27 protein-coding genes are annotated in these 25,490 nt (G+C 69.7%); 3 read left to right on the top strand and 24 right to left on the bottom strand.

All coding sequences use genetic code 11. From position 1 onward, the window contains the following. Positions 1 to 87: 87 nt before the first annotated feature. Positions 88 to 1,023, bottom strand: coding sequence for an SDR family NAD(P)-dependent oxidoreductase (locus tag ACZ7MY_RS27795; RefSeq protein ID WP_499605874.1), 936 nt, complete (start codon positions 1,021 to 1,023; stop codon positions 88 to 90). Positions 1,024 to 1,243: 220 nt separating this feature from the next. Between ACZ7MY_RS27795 and ACZ7MY_RS27790 the strand changes: the two genes are divergently transcribed. After that, the gene (locus tag ACZ7MY_RS27790; RefSeq protein ID WP_499605872.1) at positions 1,244 to 2,383 is read left to right on the top strand and encodes an NADAR family protein; all 1,140 of its coding nucleotides are present in this window, start codon (positions 1,244 to 1,246) and stop codon (positions 2,381 to 2,383) included. 91 nt (positions 2,384 to 2,474) lie between these two features. Here the strand turns inward: ACZ7MY_RS27790 and ACZ7MY_RS27785 are convergent, their stop codons facing one another. The 12 genes from ACZ7MY_RS27785 to ACZ7MY_RS27730 all read right to left on the bottom strand — a co-directional run bounded on the left by ACZ7MY_RS27785 (position 2,475) and on the right by ACZ7MY_RS27730 (position 14,536). Further along, positions 2,475 to 2,705 carry a hypothetical protein gene (locus tag ACZ7MY_RS27785; protein ID WP_499605870.1) on the bottom strand — a complete coding sequence of 77 codons (231 nt, stop codon included), beginning with the start codon at positions 2,703 to 2,705 and terminating at the stop codon, positions 2,475 to 2,477. Between the two features lie 131 nt (positions 2,706 to 2,836). Next, positions 2,837 to 4,222 carry a dihydrolipoyl dehydrogenase gene (lpdA, locus tag ACZ7MY_RS27780; protein ID WP_499605868.1) on the bottom strand — a complete coding sequence of 462 codons (1,386 nt, stop codon included), beginning with the start codon at positions 4,220 to 4,222 and terminating at the stop codon, positions 2,837 to 2,839. A gap of 201 nt (positions 4,223 to 4,423) precedes the next feature. Further along, complete coding sequence (locus ACZ7MY_RS27775; RefSeq protein WP_499605866.1) at positions 4,424 to 5,071, bottom strand: nitroreductase family protein; 648 nt, start codon at positions 5,069 to 5,071, stop codon at positions 4,424 to 4,426. Between the two features lie 58 nt (positions 5,072 to 5,129). Then, positions 5,130 to 5,954 (bottom strand): isocitrate lyase/PEP mutase family protein, encoded by an 825-nt coding sequence (locus tag ACZ7MY_RS27770; RefSeq protein ID WP_499605864.1) that lies wholly within the window; start codon positions 5,952 to 5,954, stop codon positions 5,130 to 5,132. Between the two features lie 114 nt (positions 5,955 to 6,068). Beyond that, entirely contained in the window at positions 6,069 to 6,623 is a 555-nt protein-coding gene (locus ACZ7MY_RS27765; protein WP_499605862.1) for a carboxymuconolactone decarboxylase family protein, read from the bottom strand. Positions 6,624 to 7,139: 516 nt separating this feature from the next. Further along, positions 7,140 to 8,027 carry an SDR family oxidoreductase gene (locus ACZ7MY_RS27760; protein ID WP_499605860.1) on the bottom strand — a complete coding sequence of 296 codons (888 nt, stop codon included), beginning with the start codon at positions 8,025 to 8,027 and terminating at the stop codon, positions 7,140 to 7,142. Between the two features lie 52 nt (positions 8,028 to 8,079). Continuing rightward, on the bottom strand, positions 8,080 to 8,463 hold the full coding sequence (locus ACZ7MY_RS27755; RefSeq protein ID WP_499605858.1) for an MmcQ/YjbR family DNA-binding protein: 384 nt from the start codon (positions 8,461 to 8,463) through the stop codon (positions 8,080 to 8,082). Between the two features lie 131 nt (positions 8,464 to 8,594). Further along, entirely contained in the window at positions 8,595 to 9,512 is a 918-nt protein-coding gene (locus ACZ7MY_RS27750) for an NADP-dependent oxidoreductase (RefSeq protein WP_499606027.1), read from the bottom strand. Between the two features lie 113 nt (positions 9,513 to 9,625). Then, entirely contained in the window at positions 9,626 to 10,249 is a 624-nt protein-coding gene (locus ACZ7MY_RS27745) for an RNA polymerase sigma factor (RefSeq protein WP_499605856.1), read from the bottom strand. 296 nt (positions 10,250 to 10,545) lie between these two features. Continuing rightward, a complete protein-coding gene (locus ACZ7MY_RS27740; RefSeq protein ID WP_499605854.1) occupies positions 10,546 to 11,040 on the bottom strand; it encodes a DUF5709 domain-containing protein in 495 nt (164 codons plus the stop codon). A 130-nt stretch (positions 11,041 to 11,170) separates the two neighbouring features. Further along, positions 11,171 to 13,021, bottom strand: coding sequence for an AfsR/SARP family transcriptional regulator (locus ACZ7MY_RS27735; protein ID WP_499605852.1), 1,851 nt, complete (start codon positions 13,019 to 13,021; stop codon positions 11,171 to 11,173). Positions 13,022 to 13,297: 276 nt separating this feature from the next. Beyond that, positions 13,298 to 14,536 (bottom strand): MFS transporter, encoded by a 1,239-nt coding sequence (locus ACZ7MY_RS27730; protein WP_499605850.1) that lies wholly within the window; start codon positions 14,534 to 14,536, stop codon positions 13,298 to 13,300. A gap of 550 nt (positions 14,537 to 15,086) precedes the next feature. On the opposite strand from ACZ7MY_RS27730, the gene pdxR reads away from it, so the two are divergent. Next, complete coding sequence (pdxR, locus tag ACZ7MY_RS27725) at positions 15,087 to 16,484, top strand: MocR-like pyridoxine biosynthesis transcription factor PdxR (protein WP_499605848.1); 1,398 nt, start codon at positions 15,087 to 15,089, stop codon at positions 16,482 to 16,484. Positions 16,485 to 16,556: 72 nt separating this feature from the next. On the opposite strand, the gene ACZ7MY_RS27720 is transcribed toward pdxR, so the two are convergent. The 10 genes from ACZ7MY_RS27720 to ACZ7MY_RS27675 form a co-directional block, all read right to left on the bottom strand. Next, on the bottom strand, positions 16,557 to 17,030 hold the full coding sequence (locus ACZ7MY_RS27720) for a GNAT family N-acetyltransferase (protein WP_499605846.1): 474 nt from the start codon (positions 17,028 to 17,030) through the stop codon (positions 16,557 to 16,559). A gap of 89 nt (positions 17,031 to 17,119) precedes the next feature. Continuing rightward, positions 17,120 to 17,425: a DUF427 domain-containing protein gene (locus ACZ7MY_RS27715; RefSeq protein ID WP_499605845.1), complete on the bottom strand. Its 306-nt coding sequence runs from the start codon at positions 17,423 to 17,425 to the stop codon at positions 17,120 to 17,122. 259 nt (positions 17,426 to 17,684) lie between these two features. Further along, complete coding sequence (locus tag ACZ7MY_RS27710) at positions 17,685 to 18,053, bottom strand: GNAT family N-acetyltransferase (protein WP_499605844.1); 369 nt, start codon at positions 18,051 to 18,053, stop codon at positions 17,685 to 17,687. A gap of 193 nt (positions 18,054 to 18,246) precedes the next feature. Next, entirely contained in the window at positions 18,247 to 20,517 is a 2,271-nt protein-coding gene (locus ACZ7MY_RS27705; RefSeq protein ID WP_499605842.1) for an FUSC family protein, read from the bottom strand. A gap of 19 nt (positions 20,518 to 20,536) precedes the next feature. Then, positions 20,537 to 21,166, bottom strand: a complete 630-nt coding sequence (locus ACZ7MY_RS27700) for a cysteine hydrolase family protein (protein WP_499605840.1) — start codon at positions 21,164 to 21,166, stop codon at positions 20,537 to 20,539. A 221-nt stretch (positions 21,167 to 21,387) separates the two neighbouring features. Further along, positions 21,388 to 21,981: an SMI1/KNR4 family protein gene (locus ACZ7MY_RS27695; RefSeq protein ID WP_499605839.1), complete on the bottom strand. Its 594-nt coding sequence runs from the start codon at positions 21,979 to 21,981 to the stop codon at positions 21,388 to 21,390. Between the two features lie 130 nt (positions 21,982 to 22,111). Further along, entirely contained in the window at positions 22,112 to 22,549 is a 438-nt protein-coding gene (locus ACZ7MY_RS27690) for a hypothetical protein (RefSeq protein WP_499605838.1), read from the bottom strand. A 148-nt stretch (positions 22,550 to 22,697) separates the two neighbouring features. Then, the gene (locus ACZ7MY_RS27685; RefSeq protein WP_499605836.1) at positions 22,698 to 22,889 is read right to left on the bottom strand and encodes a hypothetical protein; all 192 of its coding nucleotides are present in this window, start codon (positions 22,887 to 22,889) and stop codon (positions 22,698 to 22,700) included. Positions 22,890 to 23,072: 183 nt separating this feature from the next. Further along, positions 23,073 to 23,444, bottom strand: coding sequence for a fic family toxin-antitoxin system, toxin component (locus ACZ7MY_RS27680; RefSeq protein WP_499605835.1), 372 nt, complete (start codon positions 23,442 to 23,444; stop codon positions 23,073 to 23,075). Beyond that, positions 23,428 to 23,646 (bottom strand): hypothetical protein, encoded by a 219-nt coding sequence (locus ACZ7MY_RS27675; RefSeq protein WP_499605833.1) that lies wholly within the window; start codon positions 23,644 to 23,646, stop codon positions 23,428 to 23,430. Before ACZ7MY_RS27675 ends, ACZ7MY_RS27680 begins: the two co-directional genes overlap by 17 nt. Before the next feature lie 147 nt (positions 23,647 to 23,793). Here ACZ7MY_RS27675 and ACZ7MY_RS27670 point away from each other — a divergent pair, with 147 nt between their 5' ends. After that, positions 23,794 to 24,633 (top strand): SMI1/KNR4 family protein, encoded by an 840-nt coding sequence (locus ACZ7MY_RS27670; RefSeq protein ID WP_499605831.1) that lies wholly within the window; start codon positions 23,794 to 23,796, stop codon positions 24,631 to 24,633. Between the two features lie 181 nt (positions 24,634 to 24,814). Here ACZ7MY_RS27670 and ACZ7MY_RS27665 read toward each other — a convergent pair whose 3' ends face one another. Next, positions 24,815 to 25,408 (bottom strand): hypothetical protein, encoded by a 594-nt coding sequence (locus tag ACZ7MY_RS27665; RefSeq protein WP_499605830.1) that lies wholly within the window; start codon positions 25,406 to 25,408, stop codon positions 24,815 to 24,817. Between the last annotated feature and the right edge of the window lie 82 nt (positions 25,409 to 25,490).

The raw sequence follows: 25,490 nt of genomic DNA, 5'->3' as shown, positions 1-25,490 counted from the left end.
GGAAACGGACCCGTGCCGATGGGGGGCCTGCCGGCGGCTTCGTGCGGCCGCGGGGCCGGCCCCCCATTGTGCCCGGAGGTTTCCTGATCAGCGCACCACGGGCAGGGCGTAGTCCCACAGCCGGTCCGCGGCGGCCGGGTCCACCGACCACTTCGCGACGCCCACCATCACCTCGGGGCCCCCGTCGACGACGGGCGATTCCTGGTTGTCCTCGAAGTACCGCCCTGTCACACCGTCGACGAGCGGGGAGGCGGCCAGCAGCACCGTGGTGGCAGCTCCCTGGGCCGGGGTCTTGAAGTGGTCGGGGGTGACCAGGTTGCCGTCCGCGTCCATGGCACCGAAGGCTTGCATGGTCGCCTGGTCCATGTGGCGAGCCAGGTTGGTGTGGATCACGCCCGGCGCGCAGGCGTTGGCGGTGATGCCGTGTTCGGCCCACCGGCGGCTGATCCCGACGGCGAGCAGCACGTCCGCGGTCTTCGACTGCGCGTAGGCGACGAACGGGTCGTAGGGGTGTCGCTCGAACTGGGGGTCGTCGAAGTCGAACCCGGCCCGCAGCTGAGCACCGGAGCTGAGCACGACCACGCGCGGCTTCTCGGCAGCCCGCAGGGCGGTGTGCAGGCCGACCGCGAGGGCGAAGTGGCCGAGGTAGTTGGTGGCGAGCTGCATCTCCCACCCCTGTGCGTTGACCTGATGCGTGGGGAGCATCATCACGCCGGCGTTGGCGATGAGGCCGTCGAGCGGCCCGTTCCAGTCGTCGCAGAAGGCGCGGACGGAAGCCAGGTCGGCGAGGTCGACTGCGACGGCCCGCGTGCCCGGCAGCTCCTTGACCAGCGGCTCCGCGTCAGCGGGGTTCCGCGTGGCGATCGTGACCTCCGCTCCCGCACCGGCCAGCGCGCGCACCGTCTCGACACCGAGACCGGACGCCCCTCCGGTCACGATCATCCGGCGCCCGCTGAGATCGACTCCGTCAAGTACCTCGGCGGCGGTGGCCCGCATCCCGAACGACGTGGTTGTGAGCGTCATGGCTGTGCCCTGCCTTCAGAAAGAGCTGGTTCCTTGCCCGGCCGGTGGGGTCCCCCACAGCTTCGGCCGAGGCATCACGAACAAAACCATACACGGTGTTCAGACTCGCGTTCTGGTCCGGCAGCGGCGGCCCGCACGCGGTCCGGACCCCCTTGACGTGATCCGCGCCACACGGCGGCCCGCCCGTTCGGGTGAAGATCGATCGGGCTACGCTGCGGGGATGGCATGGACGAGGCCGACGTACCGCTTGGTGGACGGGGAACGGGTCGACGGGGCGTGGTGCCACGTGTGGACCACGTCGTACGGGGGCTACCACCTGGCTGATCTCTTCGTCTACGCCGACGGCGCGATCCGCTGCGGGGGCCAGATGGATGTACGGGGGCTCCGGGAGCGGCTGGCGTCCGGATCGATCGCTCTGAGCGACCCCGAGCGTCCGGCCCCATCGCCGACCCGGGAGGCTCCCCGGTGGTCCGCCCGATATCCGGAACCGCTGACGGACGAGGGCTTCGTCGGTGAGGTGCGGGACGAGATCGAGTCGCTGAGCGGGCGGCCGACCAGTTCGGACCGGTGCTGGGAGGCGATCAGGCGCTACCAGCAGGAGCCCACCGAGGACAACCGGAAGGGTGTCCGGGCGGCGTGTCTGACCATTCCGGCGCATCGGCGGGTCTACGTACTGGGCGACATGGACCGGCAGGACATCCCCTTGCGGCAGCTGGTCACTGATCTCGGCGAGCCCGTCGGCGGCGACGGCCCGATCGCCACGGCGGAGATGCACCGCGAGGTGCTGGAGTACTTCCGAGCCGGCGACCGGGGCGAGGAACAAAGCCGTGAGCTGCGCAGAGTGCTGCATGCCGATGATGCGCAAGAGGCGGGGACTCCCGCGATCACGTCGAACGAACGGGGCAACCCACCGAGCGAGCCGCCCGAACGACTGGACCTTTTCGTCCTGCGCAACGAGTTCCCGGCGCCGTTCCGCTACCGAGGGCAGCGATATCCGACGGTGCTGCACGGCTACTGGGCCCTGGCTGCGTCCGACCGCTCCGACCACGATGCCATCCGCGATGCGACCACGGTCCGCGAGGCTCACGAGACCGGCGGCCGCATCCCACTACGGTCCGAGTGGGCCCTGGTCCGCACCGCCATGATGGCCGCGCTGTTGCGCGCGAAGTTCACCCAGCACCCCGAGCTCGCCGAGGTGTTGCTGTCCACGGGCGACGCCCGGATCAGCTACACCGGCATCTCGGAGTCGCCGCACTGGACCGACCGCGGTCCGCGGGAAGGCCGGAACTGGGTGGGTCGCCTGCTCGAACTCACCCGAGCGGAACTCCTGGCGGATCGGGTGGTCGACGAGGGAGAGTAGCCACACCCCGGCAACCGCGCAGGCATCGCCGGGGCGGGCGTGCCGATGCGGTGACGCCTGGGCGGACGCCCGCATGCGGCACGGTATGTGACTAGGGTTCGGAAAGTCCCGGCCACTCGTCCGGTCCACCTCCCTGCCACTCGATGAGGTCGCTCTCCTCGACCGCCATCCGGTCGAGGTCGGCGAGTCGCAGGATCTCGATGACGTCATCCAGGTGGGAGGCGATGCCCACGATCACGTCCCCGTTGGTGACCCGGCGGGAGCCGTCCAGGGCCGGGCTGTGCACCACGATGTGCGGACGCCTGGGTGATGGCTGCGGCATGACTGACCTCGCGGTATCTGTTGTCCACGGCAGCCGGGAATGGTCTGCCTGCCTGTGACGGTGGCCTTGCTGACGACGACGCTGTCCACCGGGCCGGCGGGGTCCCAGGACCTGTTACGCCCCGTCCTGCTTCAGTCGTGCGTGAAGAGGGGCTTCCCTGCCAGGGCAAGGTGGGCCTCGCCGAGCGCCTGGTTCTGCGTCGGGTGGGCGTGGATGAGGTGGGCGACCTCGGCCGGCAGCGCCTCCCAGTTGTAGATCAGCTGTGCCTCGCCGACCTGCTCGCCCATGCGGTCGCCGACCATGTGGACGCCGACCACGGCTCCGTCCTCGACCTGGACGAGCTTGATCTCACCCGCGGTCCTCAGGATCCGGCTCTTGCCGTTCCTGCCGAGCGGGACCTTCGTCGAAACGACCTTGTCCGCGCCGTAGACCTCCTTGGCCCTGGCTTCGGTGAGGCCCACGGAAGCGACCTCAGGGTGGCAGTAGGTCACCCGCGGCACACCGTCGTAGTCGATCGGAACGACGTTCAGGCCGGCCAGACGCTCCGCCACCAGGATGCCCTCGGCGAAGCCGACGTGTGCGAGCTGGAGCGTGGGGACCAGGTCGCCGACGGCGGATATGGTCGGGACGTTCGTCCGCATGTACTCGTCGACCAGGACATGACCCCGTTCCATGGCGACGCCCTGCTCCTCGTAGCCCAGGCCACGGGAGACCGGGCCGCGGCCGACCGCCACGAGGAGGATCTCCGCCTCGAACTCCTTGCCGTCGGCGAGGGTGACCTTGACCCCGTCGTCGGTGTACTCGGCCTTCGAGAAGAAGGTGCCCAGGTTGAACTTGATGCCGCGCTCGCGGAACGCGCGCTCGAGGAGGTCCGAGGAGTTCTCGTCCTCGAGCGGCACGAGGTGTCCGAGCCCCTCGACGACCGTGACGTCGGCTCCGAACGACTTCCAGGCGGAGGCGAACTCGACACCGATGACACCGCCGCCCAGGATGATCGCCGACTTCGGCACACGGTCCAGGACGAGGGCGTGATCCGAGGAGATGATCCGGTTGCCGTCGATCTCCAGCCCCGGCAGGGACTTCGGTACGGACCCGGTCGCCAGCACGATGTGGCGGCCCTCGATGCGCCGGCCGTTGACGTCGACGGAGGTAGGCGAGGACAGGCGGCCCTCGCCCTCGATGTAGGTGATGTCGCGCGCCTTCACCAATCCTGTCAGGCCCCGGCAGAGGCCGTCGACCGTCTCGTCCTTGAAGCGCTGCACGGCCGCCATGTCGATGCCCGCGTAAGAGACCTTCACCCCGAACGACTCCGCGTCGCGGGCCTGGTCGGCGATCTCGCCCGCGTGCAGGAGGGCCTTGGTGGGGATGCACCCGTTGTGCAGGCAGGTGCCGCCCAGCTTGTGTCTCTCGACCATCGCCGTGCGCAGGCCGAGCTGGGCACCGCGAAGAGCAGCGGCGTAGCCCGCGCTGCCGCCGCCGAGGACGACGAGATCGAAACTTTCGGTGGCTCCCGACATGAGGGCCCTCCCTTTCGCATTGACTGTGTGGATGGAGCCGACCACTGCGCGGCATGTCACGGCCCGCCCGGTCACGGGCGGGTCGTCATGACCGGCGGCCCCGGTCGGCGGCCCGGTGGTCCGGGGCGGGCCGGCATGAAGGACCGAGGTGTCCGCGGGTCTTCGCACGTCGGCCACGGCAGGTCCGGTGGCCGGGGATGATCAGACGAAGGTGAACAGCTGGTCGTGGTCGAACCGGGAGACCGGGCTGGTGTACACCTTCGCCGGATCGGGGTAGCCGAGGGCCATCAGCACGGTCGTGGTGTGCCCGGTCTCGCGGATCTTGAAGGCCTTGTCGACACTGGTCGGGTCGAACCCTTCGAGCGGCATGGCCTCGACGCCGAGCTCGGCGGCCGCCATCATGGTCAGACCCATCGCCAGGTAGGTCTGCTTCTCCATCCAGTGGTTCAGGTCCTTGTAGCCGTAGTTGCGCAGGTTGAGGAAGTCGCGGGTCATCGACTCCCACAGCGCCTGCTTCGCCGGGTCGGGGAACCGTCCGTCGCCCCGCTCCTTGGCGAACACCGCCTCGAGGTGGCTTTCGGGAAGATCAGCCCTGGTGGTGAGGATGACGGTGTGTGAGGCGTTCAGGATCTTCTCGCCGTTGTCCTGGAACCGTTCTCCCAGGTTGGCCGCCAGCCGCTCCTTTCCTTCGGGCGTCGCGAGGACGTAGAAGTGGTTGGGCTGCACATTCGTCGACGACGGCGTCGAGCGCAGGAACCTCAGAAGTTGCTGGAGCGTCTCCTCCGGGATGGTCTTGCTGGGGTCGAAGTACCTGGTGAGGTGCTTGCTCATGAGCTTGTCGAGATCCATTGCGACGTTCCTTCTTCTGGTGATCGTGGGCGAGGAGCCGGTGACCGTGGGATGTGGGCTAGTTCGTGGTGCCGGAGAGCAGTTCCTGGATGCGGTCGAAGCTCATGCCTGTCGTGGCCGAGGCGAGGTCGCCGGCGACCAGTGCCTTGGTGGCCTGTTCGAGTGCCCCCATGGCGTGGGCGTAGAGCGCCGGTCCCAGGCTGATGCGCTTCACCCCGGCCATCTGCAGCTCGGGGACGGTCAGCACCGTGTCCGACGGTGACACGAGGACGTTGACCGGTGTCGGCGCGACCGCGGTGACGATCGCGACGAGTGCATCGAGGTCGGGCGGGTACGGGGCGTAGAGCACATCGGCGCCGGCCTCGGCGAAGGCGGTCAACCGCCGGATGGTGTCGTCGAGGTCGGGCCGGCCCTGGATGAAGTTGTCGGTGCGGCCGGTGACGACGATCCGCCTCTTGGCCGCGACGACAGCGCTGCGTACGCGACTGACCGCTTCGTCGAAGTCACGGATGGGCTGTTCGGGACGGCCCGAGGTGTCCTCGATCCCGATTCCGGCCAGTCCGGACGCCACGGCGGCCTCAACGGTGGCGGCGACGTCTTCGGGCGAGTCGCCGTAACCGTCCTCGAAGTCCCCGTTGACGGGCAGTCGCGTGAGCCGGCCGAGCAGCCGCGCATGCTCGAGGTGCTCGTCGCGGGTGACTTCGTGACGACCGTCGAGGCGGCCGAGTGAGAAGGCGAGTGCCGCCGACGATGTGGCGATCGCCTCGAAGCCGGCGTCGGCCAGCATCAGCGCCGAGAGGCCGTCCCAGGCGTTCGGCATGACGAGACCACCGTCGCGGGTGTGCAACGCCATGAAGTTCTCGTAGAGTTCGGAGCCCGCCATGTCGAGCCTTCCTGAATCATCGTCGAGTCGGTGAGGGATCTGCCGACCGGGTGGGCGGGGTGAATCGCGCCCCCGCCGGCCGTGTCGGGCGTCGTCCGCTCCGGGCGCGCGTGCTCACGGGGCCACGGCTGTGCCGACCGAGTCGACGGTGGGGATGTCGAGGTCGGTCTGGTTGACGTTGTTGATGAAGTTCGTGAGCAGGAATTGCACCGCCACAGCGACGATCGCCAGGACCTGGGAGTCGGTGTACCCGGCGCCTCGCACCTCCTCGAGCTCGGCATCGCTGACACGCCCGCGGCTGTCGACCACCCGCTGCGCGAAGCGAGCGGCTGCCGCGCGCCGGGGATCGACCGAGCTGCCGCTGCGGCCGAGCTCGATGTCGGCGCCCGACATGCCGCCGAACGCGGTCGCGACGTGGCTGTGAATCGCCAGGCAGTAGTCGCAGCCGTTGGCCTGGGACACGGCGAGCGCGATGCTGTGCCGGGTCTTCGCGTCCAGAACCCGGCTCAAGGTGCCTTGCAGGGTCGTGACGCCCTCGAGAACGGTCGGGTTCGACGCGATGGCTTGGAACATGTTCGGGACGAAGCCGAGTTGCGCACCGACGTTGTCGAGTATCCGCTGCGCGCCGGCAGGGACGTCCTCTGGTGCGGGAGCTTTCAGTCGTGACACGGCGAACCGACCTCCGGTCGGGGTGTGAGTAGTCGTTGGCGGGTCCACGTCGGGCTCGGAGGGCTTCCCCCGCTCCGTCGCGGGGCCTCTCCTGCACCGGCCGCGACGTGGCCGGATTGTGCCGGGCGCCTGGCGACCTGACGTGTGAGGGATGACGCTGTCGTCCTCGTGTTCCGGATCGCCTTCACCCGGGACACTGCCCTAAGAAGGACTATACAGACCAATAATTACGGCGCCAAACCCCCTCCCGACGGGTCGGGCAGACCCTGCCGACTGCACGCGGGTCGACGTCGCACCCGGACAAGAACATGCAGCTCATCGCCACATTACAGCCGTTTCGCGAACTGACCGATCAGCCGGGGCGAGCGACGTTCACGCCACATGGAGCCAGGGATGCCTCCACTGCGATCGACCACCCACGTGGACTTTTTAGTCCACTTTTTAGATGGGAGACGCTGCAACCCTCGGACAGCGCCTTGCGACTCCCCCGCGTCCGGGCCACCCGGGGCCCGACCCTCAGCCCAGTGCGGGGTAGTCGCCGGCAGCGAGGTCGTCGATCAGGCTCGGGTGGGTGGGCTTCCAGCCGAACCTGGCCCGGGTCAAGGCACTCGACGACGCCATGTCGAGGGCGAACACCTGCCCGATGAGGCCGAAGCGCTCCGCCGGCACCGATTCGACCGGCACCGCCAGGACGCCGCCGATGGCCTCGGCCAGCGACCTCATGGTGTCGCCCTCGTCGGCCACCGCGTGCAGGACCGTGCCCGGCGCGGCGTCCTCAAGAGCGCTGCGGAACAGCGGGGCGGCGTCGAGCAGGTTGACCGCCGGCCATCGCTGCGTGCCGTCGCCGACGTACGCGGACACGCCCGTTTCCTGCGCGGCGGCGATGAGCGCCGAGCAGAAGCCGTACGTCGTCCCGTGCTGGTGTACGGAGCGCGGCAGTCGCACGACGGAGGACCGGATGTCCTGGGCGGCCAGGGCCAGCACCTCCTGGGAGGTGCGGCCGCGGCCGCCGACCGGACCGTGGGTGGTGTCGGGGTCGTCCTCGGTGGAGATGTGGCCCGGCTGCATCGGCGTGAGGCCGGCGTGCACGAACGGCTTGCCACTGCCCGCGAGTGCGGCGGCGAGGGTCTTGACGGCGCGTGCTTCCTCCTCGATGCCCGGCTCGATGTTGCTCCAGTCGTTGCTGAAGGCCAGGTTGATGACGCCGTCGGCCTGCGTGGCGCCGGCGCGGAGGCTTTCGAGGTCGGTGAGGTCGCCGCGGAGCGGCGTCCCGCCGACGGCAGCGACGGCCGTGGCCGCGGCATCGGAGCGGACGAGACCGAGCACCTCGTGACCTGCGGCGATGAGTTCGGGAACGACGACCGAGCCGACGGTGCCGCTGGCTCCGGTGACGAAAACGCGCATGGGAGGCTCCAATACTCCTGCGACGCTGCGTCGCAGGTTGGCAGGCCGAGGGTCAGGCCTGCCGGTTGTAGGTGTGGGGGTCCACGGGTTGCCTGGACTTGGGAAGCCCGCCGACCACCAGCCGGTAGGAGTCGGTCACGAGTTCCTTCACCAGCTTGTCGTCGACGGCGTCCCCGCCTTCGACGGTGATCCAGTGCCTCTTGTTCATGTGGTAGCCCGCGGTGATGCCCGCGTACTGCTCTCGCAGGGCTGTCGCCTCGTCCGGATCGGCCTTCAGGATCACGACGGGGCGTCCGGGCATGTCGGTCATGAGCATGAAGACCTTGCCGCCCACCTTGTGGAGCTCCCAGTCGGGGCCGAAACGAAACTCCTGGTCGGTGCCGGGGAGTTCCGCGGTGCAGTCGCGGGCGATCTTCTGCACTTCCTGTCCGTCCAAGATGATCAACTCCTCTGCCGGTTCGGGTGTCCGGCGTGTGTCGGTTCGGATCCTTGCGCCGGTCGGTGGCCGATCGCCGCGGCGCGGACCAGGACCACGACCTGCCGGGTCGGGCGGTGACCGACCACTGCCTACGGGAGGACGCGGATGACGGTCTTCCCGAGGCGGCGCGTGCTCGGGTTGAGGGCACCGACGGCATCGTCGAGGCTCGCGACGTCACCGATGTTGGTCCGCAGCCGTCCGTCCCGTACTCGCTGCACGATCTCACCGAGCGCGGCGCGATCGGCTTCGACGACGAAGTCCACGGCCAGACCGTCGATGGGCCGTGCTTCCACCGGGCCGACGACGGAGACCAGTGTTCCTCCGGCCTTGATGAGGGCGGCGGACTGCTTCTGCACGTCGCCGCCGATGACATCGAGGACCAGGTCGACGCCGCCCACGTCCTTCAGCGAGTCGTTCTCGAGGTCGACGAACTCGTGCGCACCGAAGTCGAGCGCCTTCTCCCGGTCGGCGGCACGTCCGGTACCGACGACGTAGGCGCCGGCCTCACGGGCGAGCTGGGTCACCATCGTCCCGACCGCGCCGGCCGCGCCATGGGCGAGGACGGTCTGGCCGGCCTGGAGGCGGCCGTGCTGGAACAGGCCCTGCCAAGCGGTCAGCCCTGAGATCGGCAGGGACGCGCCCACCGTGAAGTCGACGTCGCCTGGCAGCGGTGCGAGGTTGCGCGCCTCGATCGCCACGTACTCCGCAAGGGTGCCGTCGCGGTGCCAGTCGGCGAGGCCGAACACCCGCTGCCCGACCGTGAGCCCCGTCGTGCCGTAGCCGAGGGCGGTGACCACTCCTGCCAGCTCGTGCCCGGGGATCGACGGTGTCTTGTCACGGCCGGCGCGATCGGCCCAGGTGGACGGCCATTCCATCTCCGTGGGAACGAAGCCCGACGCGTGGATCCGGACGATGACGTCGTTGATCGCCGCGATCGGCTCGGGCCGCTCCGTCAGCGTCATCCCGGCCGTTCCCGCGGCCTGGTCGGTGACCACAATGGCTTTCATCGACATGCCTCTTCCTCGTAGGTGTGGGGGTTGTGGCGACCGGGCTCTGGTGAGCGGGTCGGTGTGCCACGCCCGTCCGGGCCCCTGGTCAGCGGGCCGCCGTCGCCGCCGCCTCAGCCCGCGGCGTTCAGATGCCCGCCGGCTATCAGCTGGGCCCGCAGTTTCTTGCGGGCGTCGAACATCGTCTTGTAGAGCGCGTTGCGGTTCGTCTCCAGCTCGCCGGCCAGTGTCTCCAGGGGGACCCCGTTGACGACGGCGGTGAAGACCTGACGCTGGCGGGCGGTCAGTGCCGTCTCGACCGCGCGGCGCGCGGCTTCGACCAGCTCCCGCGCCTGCCAGTGGCTGGCAGGGTCGCTACCGGAGCGGTCGGGCACTTGCGCCAATTCGTCGACGTCGAACCCGGTATGTGAAACACGCCAGAATTGGCGGCCCAGCGCGTTGGAAACCTCGAGTACGACGAATCGGAACGCCCACGTCGTGAACCTGGCATCGCCTCGGAATTGCCGAATCTTCTTCGTAATCCTCATGAGCGCGTCGGCTGCCGCCTGGTGGGCGAGATCGTTCAGCTCGGGCCCGGTGATTCGGTAACGAGGACCCCGGCGGAACACTTCGTCCAGGGCGATCCGCACGAGCAGTTCGTGGAGCCGCGTACAGGCCAGCTCGTACTGGGGCCCGCGGCCGCCCTCGAGTGCATCGACCCAGGCGGCGGACTCCGGGTCCAGTTGCCCCCGGCTCACGGCGGGTGCTGCTGCCGGGGCACGTCCGCTGGTTCCGGCCTGTCCATTCAGGGCCGGGCGGCACGTTTTTCCAACATCTGCACAGCGCATGGTTCTCAGTCCCCAGGTTATCTCGTGTGAACAATCCCAGCACGAGACCATCTACCGGCCGTCTACGCGAAGTCGCTGTTTTCTCTCTTGCCGGGCCCGCATCTCCGGGAGTTCCGGGGTTCCCTCGCATTCCGGTGAGCGACCCACGCGCGGCCGGGGGTGCCGTTCCGTCGAGGCTTCCCGGCCCGGCCGGTGCCCGCGGTCCCTCAGGAGCCTTCCCGGGTGTCGGGCACCACGTGGACGGCCGCCTCCTCGGCGGAGGCGGCGCCGTTGTCGATGCCCACGTCCCGCGCCCAGTAGTCGTCGCCGTCGTATCCGGCGGCGAGAACGTCCGTGTCCCAGCCGACGAGGCGTCCCGCCCGCTCGTCGCCGACCTGGTCGTCGATGAGCTCTCCGTCCGTGCCGATCGTGTCGCCCAATCCGTCGCCCTCCTCCGGTGCGCTGACGTCCGGCAGCTCGCGCCTGAGCCGATGGGCGAGGTCCTCGTGGGTGGCGCCCTCCCTCGCGGTGACGCCCCAGTCGTTGACGGCGAGGGGCGCGTCGGCCGGTGAATAGCCCTGGTCCAGGACGTCCTCTCCCAGCTCGTCCTCGTCGTACTCCTCCTGGGAGCGCAGGGGGTTGGATTCGGCCAGGTCTTCGTAGGACGGGAAGTCACCTGGTGAAGTCATCACGGCCTCCATGCCGTCGGAGTCCCGCAGCATCTCGGTGCCGACTCCTCGACGGCGCGGCGGGTGACGACCATCCAAGCGGCCGGGTGTCGACTCGGCGTCTATCCGGCATGGTCTCCCGGGAGGCAGGTCCTCGACCCCGGCCGTCGCGGCCCTGCTCGCCCTACAACCGGGCCGGATTGCCCTGGTCCAGGAACCATTGCCCCGCCTGCTCCACCGCGTATGCGGCCACCAGCCGGTTCCAGCTGTACCGACCGGGGCCGATCTCCGAGACGAGGTGCGATCGGGTGAGGCGCGACAAGACCTGGCGGACGCGGCCCTCGGGCCGTCCGGCCAGGTCCGCCACCTGCGATGCCGCGAACATGGGGTCCGGACAGGCGCTCAGGTCGCGAAAGAGCGCGGCCGTCTCCGTGTCGAGGAGGCGGTACGAGCGGGTGATGGACTCGCGGACGTCGAGCGCCCGGTCCTCCTCGCTCGCGAAGGCGTCGAGAGTGCTGTGTTCCGGCACCTCGTACTCGTCGGCCAGGCCCGCCAGACGCAGCTGCGGACGATACGCCGCGCGGGCGGCGACGTTGGCCAGGGCCAGGGGGAGCTGCCCGGCCAGGCGGATGATGCGGTCGACGGCCTCCGGTTCGGCTGCCGTCCTCGCCGCACCGAGCCGGTGCGCGAGGAGGGTGCGTGCGTCGCTCAGGCTCAGGGGCATGAGTGTGAGGGGAAGTGCCTGGTAGGCGGCGACGAGCGCGTGCAGTTGCATGCGGCTGGTGACCAGGGCCATGGAGCCGGCGCTGCCGGGGAGGAGATGCTTCAGCTGCTCCGTGCTCGACGCGTTGTCGAGCACGACGAGCACGCGCCGCTTGGCCAGCAGGCCGCGGAACATCAGACCCCGTGCCTGCGCGGTCTCGGGCATGTCCTCGAGGCGGACCCCCAAGGCCTGCAGGAAGTCCTCGAGCACGTGCGCCGGGTCCCTCGGCTCCGGCTCCGGTCCGACTCCGTGCAGGTCCGCGAAGAGCTGGCCGTCGGGGAAGCGGTCGGCCAGCCGGTGGGCGACGGTGATGGCGAATGCCGTCTTCCCCACCCCGGCCAGCCCGCCGACCGTGCAGATGGCCACGGAGGACGACGCCTCCGCCTCGGCGGCCAGGCGTTCGACCTGTGCCTGCTCGCTGCCGCGACCGACGAGGATCGGCAGGGCAGCCGGGAGCTGAGCCGGGACGTGGGGCCGAGGCGTCCGTGTCGTGTCCTTCGGGCGCTCGGTGCTCTGTGGGAGCTGGAACCGCCCGGAGAGGATGCGTTCGTGGACCTGCTGCAGTTCCGTCGACGGGCTGACGCCGAGGCGCTGACGCAGCAGGTGGCTGGTCGTGTGGTAGATCGTCAAGGCCTCGGACTGCCGTCCGGCACCGTAGAGCGCGGTCATGAGGAGGCCGCACACGCGCTCCCGAAGCGGGTGCTCCGCCAGCAGGGCGGACAGTTCTGCGGTTGCCTCGGTGTAGCGCCCTCTCTCCACCTCGCACGCGAGCTGCTCCTCCGCACAGGCGAGGCGCAGCTCGCCGAGGACGCCGCGTTGCTGGTCCGCGAACGGCCCCGGGACCCCCGCGAGGGCCGCTCCCTTCCACATCTCGAGGCCCTTCGCCAGCAGGCTCGCCGCGACCTCCAGGTCGCCGGTGCGGCGGGCCTCCCTCGCCTTCGCCATCGTCTCCTTGAACCTGTTCAGGTCCAGGGCGTCCGGTGGTATGCGCAGCAGGTAGCCCCCGTCGACCCGGCTCACGGAGCTGTCGCTCTTCTCCCCCAGGGCCTGCCTGAGCCGGTAGACGTAGGTGCGCACGGAGCCCACGGCCGACGGTGGGGCGTCGTCGCCCCACACGTCCTCCACCAGCCTCGAAAGGCTCACGGGCTTGCCCGCCCTGAGCAGCAGCGAAGCGAGCACGGCGCACTGCCTCGGCTGGCCGGCTGCGGCCTCGACGCCCTCTTTGTGGAGCCGGACCGGGCCGAGCACGGAGAACTCGACGCCTGCATGCATGGTGCCTACCGCCTTGGAGATCCTTGTGACGCTTGCGTGGCTGTCCGCGGGGAACTGCCTTCCTCAAACGTACCTCAGATCGACCACTTTTCAGGACCAAATAGTCCTCGCATGCCCTGGTCGGGAGATGTAACTTCCGTGCAGGTGATGGTCGCGTGCGGCGACCGAGCGCTCACGAAATTGGACGAAGTCGTCCTCCCGCGGTAACGCACCCCGCTGGGCCGCCCTCGCCCGTCCGGGGCAGCCGCTCCGCGGTGACGGTGGGCCCGCAGGTCATCACACCATGTGTGCGGTGGCCGGGGTCGTGCCGGTGCGCGGGTTGCGTGCAGCGAGGACGGTGAACACGGTGGCGACGAGAGCGAGTGCGCCGTATCCGAGGGCGATGTCCGGTAGCGCGACAGCCTTCGACAGTTGGCCGGAGATGAGACTGGGGAAGGCGGCGCCGCTGTAGCAGAGGAGGTAGATCGCGCTGAAGATCGGCGCCCGGTCGGCCAGGGTGCTGTCGTGCAGCAAGCCGCGGGTGGCGGCACTGATCGCGATGCCCTGACCGCCGCCTGCGACGACGGTCGCCGTGATGAACAACGCCAGACCGCCGATGGTGATCGCCGTCATGATGCCGATCCATCCGGCCAGGAAGATCGTCATGCCGATGCGCTGGGCCGCCGCGGAGGTGAACCGGCCGCCGATGGGGGCGCCGAGAACGCTGGGGGCCATGTAGGCGGCGAACACCAGCCCGAGGACGAGTGGGCTGTGGGTCCGGAGTCGGTCTGCGACCAGCGCGGGCATGAAGGCCTGGTAGAACGCCCCGGTCGCCCACGTGGCCAGGTACAGCGCGGCGGCGACCGGGAGCAGGTGCCTGACCCGGGCAGGTACGCGGACGCGGGGTATCAGTGATCGCCAAGCGCCCGGCGTCGGCTTCGCGGTTTCCGGGCTGATGACGAGGAGTGCGGCGGACAGTACGAGGAGACCGGCGCACACCAGGTAGACGAGGTCGCGGGGCCAGGGGCCGAACTGGACCAGGGCGCCGGAGGTGACGGCGCCGAGCGTGAGGCCGAGCATGGGCCCCTGGCTGGAGGCGACGGAGGCCAACCATTCCGGCCTGGCCGGTGCGGTGTCGACGATGTAGGAGGTGAGGCTGCTGCTGGCCAAGCCCGCGCCCACGCCCATCAACAGCCGACCGGCCATCAGGGCGCCGATGTCGTGCACCTTCAGCAGCAGCAGACAACCCAGCAGGAGCATGCCCAGGCTGGCGATCGCGGTGGGCCGTCGACCCAGATGGTTGGACAGCCGGCCCAGGGTCAGCAGTGCGGCGATCGTGCCGAAGGAGTACGAAACCACGGCCAGCGAGACGCCGGCGTTGGTGAACCCGTCCTCGGCCCGGTAGGTGTTGAACAGGGGGATCGGTGCGGCCGACGCGGCGAACGAGGCCACCAGGGAGACCACCGCGGAGGGGAATGCCGGCCTGAGCGATCTGCCCCGGCGGGCGAGGTGGGTCACCGGTGCCACGTCGTGCATCGAGCAGTACCTTTCCATCGTTCTGGATCACCAGGAGGTTCCAGGCTGTCCGGGCTGGGACTCCGCCCAAGGGGCCGACCCCGAGCAGGGGCAGGCCGGCGCACCCGGTCACACGGCGCAGCAGGCGACACGTGTCAGGGAGGAGGCACAACAGTGCCCCGCTGCGTGTGATTAGCGGCGCTCAGCGGCGCCGCCTTACCAACGCGGCCTCCCCTGTTCCTCGCGCCGTCCCGCTCGACGTCTTGCCACGCTGATCCACAGGCGTGAGGGCCGCGAGGAACAACCGCGACAGCGTGATGTCGGCAAGACGGCACGACGGATCGACGCACATAAGACAGGCGCACCCGCGATCCGGTAGGGCTTCCCGCTCGCACATCGACGTCGCGTGGTGCTCCACGGGGCGACGGAGAGCCCATCCCGCGCATCCCCGAAGGGAACCCGAAACCATGTCAGTTGGGCTTGTCGGCACGACCGCACCTATCGCTGGCTCTGCCCGATCGTGATGCCGGCCCGTGACGACCACCGCGGTTCGCAAGCACTGCACTCGCCCATGTCGGTGTTCTGGGCTGCTTCGGGTATCGCCCCTGGTGCGATACGAGCGGGACGAGGTGTGCGCCGTTCGGTGGTCGAAGGCGTACGCGAAGCTGTCCGCACCGGCCGCCTGGCACCAGGAACGCGGCTGCCCTCCTCCCGCCGGCTCGCGGGCGACCTCGGACTCGCCCGCAACCCGGTGGCCGACGCCTATGCCGACCTCGTCGCGGAGGGATGGCTCACCGCCCGCAGGGGCTCGGGCACGGTGGTTGCCGACAGGATGGTCACCCGGCCGATCGTGGCGCGCCCGGCCGTCGATCCGTCCGACGGCCCTCGTCACGACCTGATCCCGGGTAACCCCGACCTCGCCGCCTTTCCCCGCACGGCGTGGCTGAAGGCCGCACGCCGCGCCTTGGCCGCGGCCCCCGACGACGCGCTCGGCTACGGCGACCCCCGCGGCCGGCCGGAACTACGGGCCGCACTCGCGGAGCATCTCGCACGGACCCGCGGGGTGTTCGTGAGTCCGGAGCACATACTGATCTGCGCCGGCGTCTCTCACGGCCTGCGGATCCTGAGCCGAGTGATGACCGGGCGTGGGGCGTCGGACGTCGGCGTCGAGTCCTACGGCCTGCCCCGGTACTGGGACCTGCTCGCGGCGGCAGGGCTGGAGACCCGGCCGCTTCCCTTCGATGCCCACGGGACGAACCCGGTACCGCCGGCGGGCACGGACGCGGTCCTGCTCACCCCGGCACACCCGTTCCCTGTCGGCACGGCGCTGCGGGGCGATCGCCGGGCAGCCGTCGTGGACTGGGCCGAACGGACCGGCGGGCTGGTCCTGGAGAACGACGACGACGGTGAGTTCCGGTTCGACCGCCAGTCCGTCGGCGCGCTCCAGGGACTCGACCCCGACTGCGTGGTCTACCTGGGCGCCGCCGGCAAGACCCTGGCTCCCGGCCTGCGGCTGGGGTGGATGGCGATGCCTCCCGCACTCGCCGAGGAAGCCGTGGCGGCCAAGGGGCAGATCGACTCGTGCGAGGTACTCAGCCAGCTGACGATGGCGGAATTCCTCACCTCCGGCGCCTACGACCGTCACGTACGCGCTGTCCGCCGGCGCTACCGCGATCGACGGGAGACTCTCGTGACGGCCTTGGCTCAGCATGCCCCAACGGTGCGCGTCATGGGAGCGGCGGCCGGGCTGCACACCGTGCTGGGTCTGCCACCCGGAGCCGAGCAGCGGGTCCTTCAGGAGGCTGCCCGGCAGGGCGTCGCGGTGACCGGTCTGTCGCTATACCGGCACGAGAGGTCCCCGAATGCCCTGGCCGATGCCCTCGTCGTGGGATACGGGGTGCCCACGGACGCCGCGTGGCCTCAGGCACTCTCGGCACTCGTGGGGATCCTTTCCCGGCACTCGGACTGATCTCTCGGTGAGTACGGCGCCACCTCACGCCCGGTCTCGTGCAGAGTGACCCCTGTCCGGGATGCCGGAGAACTACGCCAAGTCGTGCTCGATCGCGGTGATCTCGCGTTCGTGACGGTCTTTCACGGGCTGGTGCCCGGGGTACGCGCCGGCGCCGGGATGGACCTCGTCGATGAGGTCGGCGTACTCACGGTTGCGGTCGATGAACTCACCCACCACCGGGCAGATGACGGTGATCTTCTTCCCGCTCTCGCGGATCTCGTCCAGCACACGAGAGATGAGCTCCGTGGCCACCCGGTTCTTGCGGTAGGCAGGGTCGACCCAGGTCGTCAACAGCACGACGCGGCCGCCCACGAACCGGTACGAGAGCTCGGCGATCCCCACATCGCCGAGCGCGGCGATCCAACGGCCGTGCTCCGCGTCGTTGAGGACGTCGAGCACCCAGCGGGACTCCGCCTCGCCCGGGCTTGCCTCGTCGAACGCAGCGATGAGCGCGGCGTTGTTCTCTTCACGGGCGGACGCCTCGGCCTCGAAATCGAACGTCATTGTCACACTTTCCGTTGTGGACCACGGCGTGGCCGATCTTCATGCGTTTCGACCTTCATCTGTGCTGCCGGGTGCGATCGGTGACCGTCTCAGACCTCGATCCGGACCTGGCGTGCGTCGAAGGCGACGTAACCGCTGAAGTCGCGACCGACACGGCTGACCGCCGACTCCTTGATGTCCGGGTAGGACCAGGCCCCGTCCCGAACCTCGGTCTCACCGGCCACGACGTCGTGATACTGCGCCCGCCCCTTCCACGGGCAGGTGTAGGGGGTCGGGCTCTCGCGGAGCGCGCCGACCGCAACCGAGTCCGGAGGGAAGTAGACGTTTCCCTCGATGCGGATGACCGCCTCACTCGCGGCCTCGGCCACGACGGTCTCCCCAACCACTGCCTTCATCGGTCTTTCCCCTCGTCGATCCCTTTGACTGGGCCTGATCCGCCCTCGGGTCCGCCCGAAGGCACCATCTATTGCGCGCCGGCTTTCCCGGTCCGTCCGTTCACCGGTTGCGACGGCCGCCCTCACAGGACGTCACGTCGGTGCGGTCAGCCGGCTCGCACATGCGGCCAGAGGTTGGCGTCGGGCGCACCCCGCTTCTTACCAGTGTGCGCTCATCGGTGTCGGCCGGCCGCGCGCCGTTTCACCTGGCCTGATCGTCTCAACCGCCGGCCGCTGTCAGCGCCGCCTCGGCAGTGGCACGATCGGAGTAGCCCGGGTGGCGGGCGTCGACCAGATCGGCATGGGCGGTCGTCCGCGAGAGGTAGCCGACCACGAAGGGGCAGATCGCGGTGATCGTGCCTCCGCGGGCGCGAACCTCGTCGAACACCCGCCGCACCAGCGCGCCCCCCACACCCTGGTGCTGATGACTCGCCTCGACCTCGGTGTGCCGGAGCGCGTACCGGTTGGGCTTCAGGCGGGTGTAGTAGAGCCAGCCGGCCAGGTCGTCATCACGGCTGAGCTCGAAGCGGCCCAGTTCGATGTTGTCGATCAGCTGCTCAGTCGCCGGAACGTGCTCTTCGCTGCTCATCGCTTCACCTCTCCAATGGTCGTCACGCCGAGTATGTGAACAAGACACACTGGACTATATAGTCCAGAATGCTGCCATCTCCCAATGGAAACCACGGCAAGTTGGACTATACAGTCCCTTCAGGTGTTGACGTTGAGTGCCGGCAGCAGCGTGCTGCGGCCCGCCCCACCGGACGGCCACCGCGGCGCCCACGTCAGTCGATCTCGCGGACGGGCAGGTCAAGGGTCCGACCGAGGTTCTGGATGCTCACGTCCACCAGTCGCAGGTGCCGGAGCACACGGCGCGTCATGTGGACGTCCACGGCACGCGCCCCGCAGGAACCCACCGCGAGCTCGGTGGGAACGCCGCGACCGCGCTCGAGGGAGGTCTCGTCCTCGCCTCGGGCGGCGACCTGGCCGATCAGGGTCGCCAGGTTGCGGTCGATCCGGCCGGCCTCGTGCACGAGGCCGGGATCGGTGCCGATGCGCACGCTCGCCGGCATCGCTTCCACCGTGACGGCCAGGCTGCGCGTGTGAAGGGCCACCGTCTCCAGCAGCCCCAGCACGCGGATCGCGTCGCGCCGCCGGGCACGCAACGGGCTGAGTGGGGTGATCAGCGGCTGCACCGACAGGCGCAGGCTGTCCACAGCCGAATCCAGCGCACGGGCCTGACCGAGGAGATCCCGGCCCGGCTCGCCGCTCAGCCGCGCCAGCGACTGGGAGAGCACCGCGCGCAGGCGCTCCAGTGCGTCACGCAGCAACTGGTCCGTGCGTTCCCCGGTCCGCACGGGCAGTACGAGCAGAGCGGCGGCCAGCCCGCAGGCGATCCCGAGTGCGGTCTCCTCGATCCGCACGATCAGCACACCCGGGGTGAGGGCGTGGAGCAGCGAGTACAGCATGCCGATCATGGTGGTGACGAAGAAGGACATCAGCGTGTAGGACACCGCGGTGGTGTAGTACATGCCGAACACGCTGAGGATCGCGAAGGTGAAGGCCAGCACAGGGTCGTCGCCGATCAGGGCGGCGAGCGCGAGACCGGCGACGACGCCCACCACCGTGCCGACCAGCCGCCGGTAGCCCCTGACCAGGACCTCGCCGGTGGAGGTGGTGCTGATGAAGACCACCCAGCACGTGAACACCGCCCAGTACCAGCGTTGCGGCGACAGCAGTTCACCACCGACGACGGCCAGTGCCGACCCGGTCGCGACCTGCAGCGCCGTCCTCGTGGTGGGCCGGATACGGGGGCCGTCCCGCAGGGGCGCACTGTCCTCCGGCGGGCCGGGGTGCTCAGCCGTCGGAGCCGTCGGTTCCTCCCGCGAGAGTGCGGCCTCGGGGGTGCCCTGCGATGTCGGGGTGTCTCTGTCGAGTGCCTGGCGCAGGCCGAAGAGGGCGCCGGCGAAGTCCCCGGCGGAGCGGAAGACGTCCAGCATCGCCGGGGACGCCTCGGGCAGGTCCTCGTCGTCGCGGTAGCCGAGCAGCCGGTCGCGCGTCTCAGGATCGGTGCCCGCCGGCCGGAGCCGGTCCGGGCCGATCACCGTGCGCAGTGCGCGCAGCTCCGAGACCAGTACGGGTAGCGTCATCGCGTCGCGGGGGTCGTCGGGCGGTCCGGAACGCCGGACCTTCGTCAGATGGGGGGTGAGGCTGTCGACGCCGGCAGCGGGCCACAGGACCCGCAGCACGAGGACGGACAGCCGTTCCACGGCCGTCTCCGCTTCCGCGACGCGTCGCTGGATCGCGCCGGCGGTGCGCTCGTCGGGCGTTCCGGTTCCGAGCCGGGTCTGGATCATCAACGCGGCCGAGTGCAGGCGGGCCACGTACCGGCGCAGATCGTCGACCGTCCGCTCGGCCCGTGGAGCCGGCGGTCCTGCCTCGGCCACCTCGATCAGCGCGTCGAGCACCAGCACCAGACGCAGCCGGAAGGACCGCAGCAGCCGTGCCCGCGTACGCTCCAGCGGCGTGCGCAGGACGACGAACCGGACCAGGGCGCAGCTGCCGAACGCCACCAGAACGGCCAGGGACAGCTGCGGCAGCTGCTCCACGCGGGTTTCCGCGAACTGGGTCACGAAGAAGAGCTGGAAGGCGAAGATGCCCAACGTGGTCGCGCGCCGGCCCAGCCGCCGGATGTAGATGGCGGAGAAGATCAACAGCACGAACACCACGTCGGCCGCGATCCGGTACGGCGTCAGCGCACTGCCGACCGCCATGGTCGCCAGCGTGACGGGCACTCCGGCCGCCAGGGTCAGCGCCTGGTCGTGCGGCCGGGACTCGGTGACCGCCACGGTGCTGACGATCGCGGTCAGGGCGCCCGTCACCAGGACCGGAACGGGGGCGTGCAGGGCCGCGAGGACGCCGAGCGTCAGCAGCACCGCGCAGACCGTACTCAGCGCGGACACCAACCGGATCAGTCCGGGGTCGGATGCCGCGAACCGGTCCCGGACATCCGCGAAGGCCGTACGGGCCCGCTGCATCCTGGCTGCCCTCCTCACCGCGCGGATGGTGGAAGGCTCAGGGGCCCAGGGCGTCGAGCGCGGACACGAACTCGTCGACGCCGACCACACTGTGCGAGATCATGTTCAGGCCGCGCATCATCGCCTGGTACGTGACCAGGCCACCGGGAGCGGCGATCGCGTCGGTGAACGTCGTGACGTGGAAGGCGCGCTCCATCGCGGTGCGGGCCGTCGACTCCACGGCCATGATCCCGGAGACGCCGGCGATCGCCAGGTACTCGACGCCGCGCTTGCGCAACAGGAAATCGAGGTCGGTGTGGTGGAGTACGTCGAGGCCCTTGTGCGGGGCGAGGACCACGTCACCCGGCCGGGGCGCCAGATCCTCGTAGAAGTCGGTGTTCCAGGTCCCGGCTTCGAACATCCGGCGGTCGAACATCGCCCGGTGCACCCCGCAGACGTGCTTCCACGTCGAGTAGTCCTCGCCGGTGAACGCGGTCGTCGAGTAGAAGACGGGCACGTCCTTGTGCCGTCGCACCCCGTCGATGAGTCTGGCCAGGGCGTCGATCGTGCCCAGCCTCTCGTATTCCGGCGCGTAGATGGCATAGGCCTTGCCGTCCCTCGCGAAGTTCTCGTTGACGAGGTCGATGAGAAGCAGTCCCACTCGGCCGCGTTCATAGCTGCTCGCCATGATCAACCTCCAGCGCAGAGGTCATCGATCGCCGCACCCCGGATCCGGGAACCACGGACCCCGGACCACGGACCCGCGGTTTCCACGATGCGCCCCGTCCGACCGCAGAGCGCGTCGAACGGCCGGCCAGGGGCCCGGCGACCTCGCCACCGCGTCCTCACCGCGCCAGGCGCGCCATAGCCTCGGGAAGGATGACGGACGTTCCTCGGCAGGGGCGTCTGCTACTGGCGTTCTGCCGCATTCCAGTCCAGATCGCCTGCGTCGTCCACGGCGGCGACGCAGGCTTCTACGGTCCCGCCGAGTGAAGCGTGCCGGAGCAGGGCCGGCGTCCCCGACTCGAGAGCAACGGCGACGTCCCGGAGCATGTCGGCCACCGAACTCCACAGCTCCGTTCCAAGGACCCAGGTCTCGTGGTCCCACAGGAACACTGCGCCGTACGAATCGCCAGGCCGCAGGTCGACGATGAGATTGTCACCGCCGGGGCTCATCGCGATCGGCAGGAACGAGGGCAGGAAACGCTCTTCCGGCTCGTCGTTCACGTCCGATGGGCCCCCTTCCTGTTCCGCGACCAGCAACAAGATCTCTCTCGTCTTCAGAGCTTCGTCCCAGCACATCGGTGCGAACGCGCCGGGAATCCAGTAGTCGGCACGGACTCGGTCCAGGGTCCACCACGCGAACACGTCAACGGGAAGTGTCACCGCGAGCTCCGCCTCGGCCGCGCGCAGTCGCCTCGTCCGCAGCCGGTCTTGCGGAGGTCTTGTGGAGATGGTCCTGGAACCAGGCGTCGATGCGGTCCCACAACCGGTGCACTTCATGATCAGTCGAGGTCATGCCCGTGAGTCTTTCAAGGTGACCGCCGATCCGGTCGACGGGGGAGGGCAAGTCGACGACCTGGTCCACCTCGTAGAGGTCCTCACGCTCCCAGGAGACGTCCGCCGGGGGCTGTCACAGCGTCCACCAGCAGTAGAGGCGCAGGTCCGCGGCGCGAGCCCGCCTGGCCAGGCCGACCAGGGCCTCCAGGACCACCGCTGCCGTCGCCGCGTCGAGTCCGACGACTCCACCGGCCCCGGACCAAGCCTCGGCCGCGGCCACGACGTCATCCCCGGAGGCGGAGACCAGGGCATCGCACAGCGTGTCCGACACGGTCAGGACGAACGGACTGTCGAGGTCCTCAGAGGACAGCAACTGTCCCACTCCCGGGCGCCGGCTCGCGTATTGGTGACCGCAGCCGGTCATCACCGCCTCGACCTGGGCGATGGCATCGACCGGATCGATGTCCTTGAGGAAGATCACGTCCATCCCGGCACGCGACGGGCCGCCGGCCTCGATCACGGCGACGGCGGACTCATCATCGGCGGCAGAGAAGTAGTCGGCGTCCGGCACGCCACGGATTCTGACATCCGCCACCGACGATGGCCCTCCGTGGGTCACTTCCCGCCAAGGGACATACACGGCCGAACAGGCTGGTCGCTCCACGTGTCCGGGCCGGCGGTGCTACGACCGCAGTCCCTGCCGTCGCGTCCGGGGATTCCTAGTCGTCGCCGCCTGCCTGGCTCATGCTCCGGCGCCGGCTCCTTTCCGATCGGCGGAGCAACTCGCCCGCGGCAAGCGTCACGGTCGAAACGACGCGGACCCAGCGGGGCCCGCCGCGCTCCGCCCACACCACGCATACGCACCCGCCGACGACGAGCGCCAGCACGCCGAGCAGCACCAGAACGACCATGTCTCTCCTTCTCCGGAAACAGAGGGTACCGCCGACCCGTCATCTGGCGGACGCGCCTCACGAGCTGCCGGTTCCCGAAGACGCTCCGGCCCCGACGGCTCCCCCGTGGACGTCGCTTTGCACCACGACAAAAGACAGAGGACCCCGGCCTTCTCCCGGGCCGGGGTCCTCCTCAGGGCTACGTCAAGCCGGCCAGGCGCGCAGCACCGCCGCGATGCTCTGTACCGTGCACGCCTCGTCGCGCAGCTCGTCGACCAGGGCCCGCACCTCGTCCCAGGTCGGTTTCACCTGGCGGCCGGCGGCCTGCAGATACGCCACGGTCACCGCCACGGCGACCGTCATGTTGGACCGCTCCAGCCATCGCAGCCGCCCGAGCGAGTGCGCCAGCGCGGCCGCGCGCGCCACCGGCCCGTCGTAGACGTCCCGCTCGAACAGCTGGGCCTTGTGCCGCTCCACCGCCGACAGGGGCACCCCGAAGTCGTCCGGGGCCGGATCGTCTTCCCCTGCCTGAGCCGCGACGCTCAGGATCCAGCTGAGGTCAACCGCGAGGTTCACGCACGTGCTCCTCGATGAGGTCCCCGAACTCCTCGATCACGTTCGTCGCGGACGCGAGGAAGGTGTTCCGGATGGGATCGGTGTCGGACCGCACCAGGTGCTCGATGTACTCCTGCAGGGACATGTGCCGGTTGCCTGCCGCCTGGCGGGCCGCCTCCACCGTGTCCTCGTCCAGGCGGACGTTCAGCTGTGTCTTGGCCATGCAGTCATGCTAGCTCTCGCTAGCCACTGATGGGTAGTGGCTCTCGCCGGGTGCGGGTGTTGTTCCGGCCCGGGACGGACGGGCTGCTGCGCTCCGCTCGGCACGCGTTGGCAGTCGACCTTCCCGGCACTCGATAGCCTCTCGGCCATGACGCCGATCGACGACCTCGTGCGCCTGGTCCCGCCCCCCTCGGACCCCGTCGACGCAACCGGGGACTGGCATCAGGTCGAAGCCGCCCTCGATTTGGCGCTCCCCTCCGATTTCAAGGCGCTCATCGGGCGCTACGGGCTGGGTCAGTTCGTCGACTTCATCACCCCGCTGACCCCGTTCGGCACCCGCGACCTGCTGGTCCGGTCCGCCCGACGGCTCCTCGACGGTGAGCGCGCCTTCCGTGATCAGCACCCGGACGAGAACCCCTACCGCTACTACCCGGAGCCCGGCGGGCTGCTCGAGTGGGCCGGAACCGACAACGACGACCGCCTCTGCTGGGTGACCGAAGGGCAGCCGGACGATTGGACCGTCGTCGTATGGAACCCACGCGGGTGGCATTACGACGCCCACGGGGTGGGTGCGGTCGAGTTCCTCGTGCGCTGGCTGAGCGGTCCGCTCACGACCACGGTCTTCTCCGACAACACGTACGGCACCGCACCGTGGTTCGAGCCGTTCCGCGATCTCCAGCACGTCTCCATCAAGCTGACCGACGGCGAACTGCCGTACCCCGAGCGCTTGCAGATCTTGCGCGAGGCGCTCGCTCCGACCGCCGATCGAGGCGGGTACGCCGGAGGAGATCGGCGGCAGGACCATTTCGCCGCCACAGCCCACGGCTGGAGGCTCACCTACGAGACGGCCCGCGGGCACCGGATCCGGGTCGCCTTCCCGCACGCGGACGAGGATCAGGTCCGCTCGACCCTCCTGGACGCGGTCCGACGGATGGGCTGCGACGTGCTCTCCACCACGACACACCCTGGGCGACCTGTGAGGACCTGAGCGGGTCTCGAAGGGGGCCGGCGGCGTCGTGAGCGCCTCCGCCCGTCAGGGCCGGCCTGCCGGGACAACACGAGCTTGTTGCTGACCGGCAGGCACGGCCGCAGCCGTCCCACTCAGCATCCGGCAGATCGCCCCGTCCCATGCCCCGGCCTACGAGGCGAGACCGGCGATAGTCGCAGTCTCAGACAGAAGGGTCGCGGTTCAGCTGTGGCGCACCGTAGTTGGCAACCAGTTCGGCGGCGTAGACATCTGGGACGCGCTGGTTGTGGAAAGCCAGCGGCAGCCAGGATGCCGACGCGCCGACGGCGTCGGCGCACGGCCCGTATCGCACACGCCAATCGTGCCGCGTGGCCTCGTCCGGGAAGCCCCGGACGAGGGCGACCTCCGGGTCCCTTTCGCCCCAGCAGCCCCAACGGCCGGAGGGACCGGTCAGTGCGACGGTCTGCGCCGCGATGGTGATCGACTCCAGGGCTTCCCGGGCCGAGCCGAACCCGACCTCGGCCCAGTAGTCGTCCGGTGTGGCCTCGACGGACAGCGACAGTGCCGGTCCGGCGATGCCGTACGCCTCCGCGACCACGAGCAGGTCGACCTGCCGGTCACCGTGCAGCGTGGCCAGCGCGGCGAGCGCCGGCCATGCGTCCGGGGTGAGCAGCACGTCGAACTCGAAGAACACTGCCTCGTCCGCGAGCTCCCGGAAGACCTGCTTGGGCACCCTGGCATCGAGGTCGAAGACGGCAGCGGCGTGAGCGAGGACGGCGTCCGGGGGCGAGGTCATGAAGCAGTGTCCCAGGCCACGGTCTGGTGCGAGGCCGGCGTGATCCGTCACAGCGGCGAGGGCAATAGCGTCGTGATCGCCC

The sequence above is a fragment of the Streptomyces sp. NPDC111520 genome (assembly GCF_055635295.1).
This window is presented reverse-complemented; position numbering and strand designations above follow the sequence as displayed.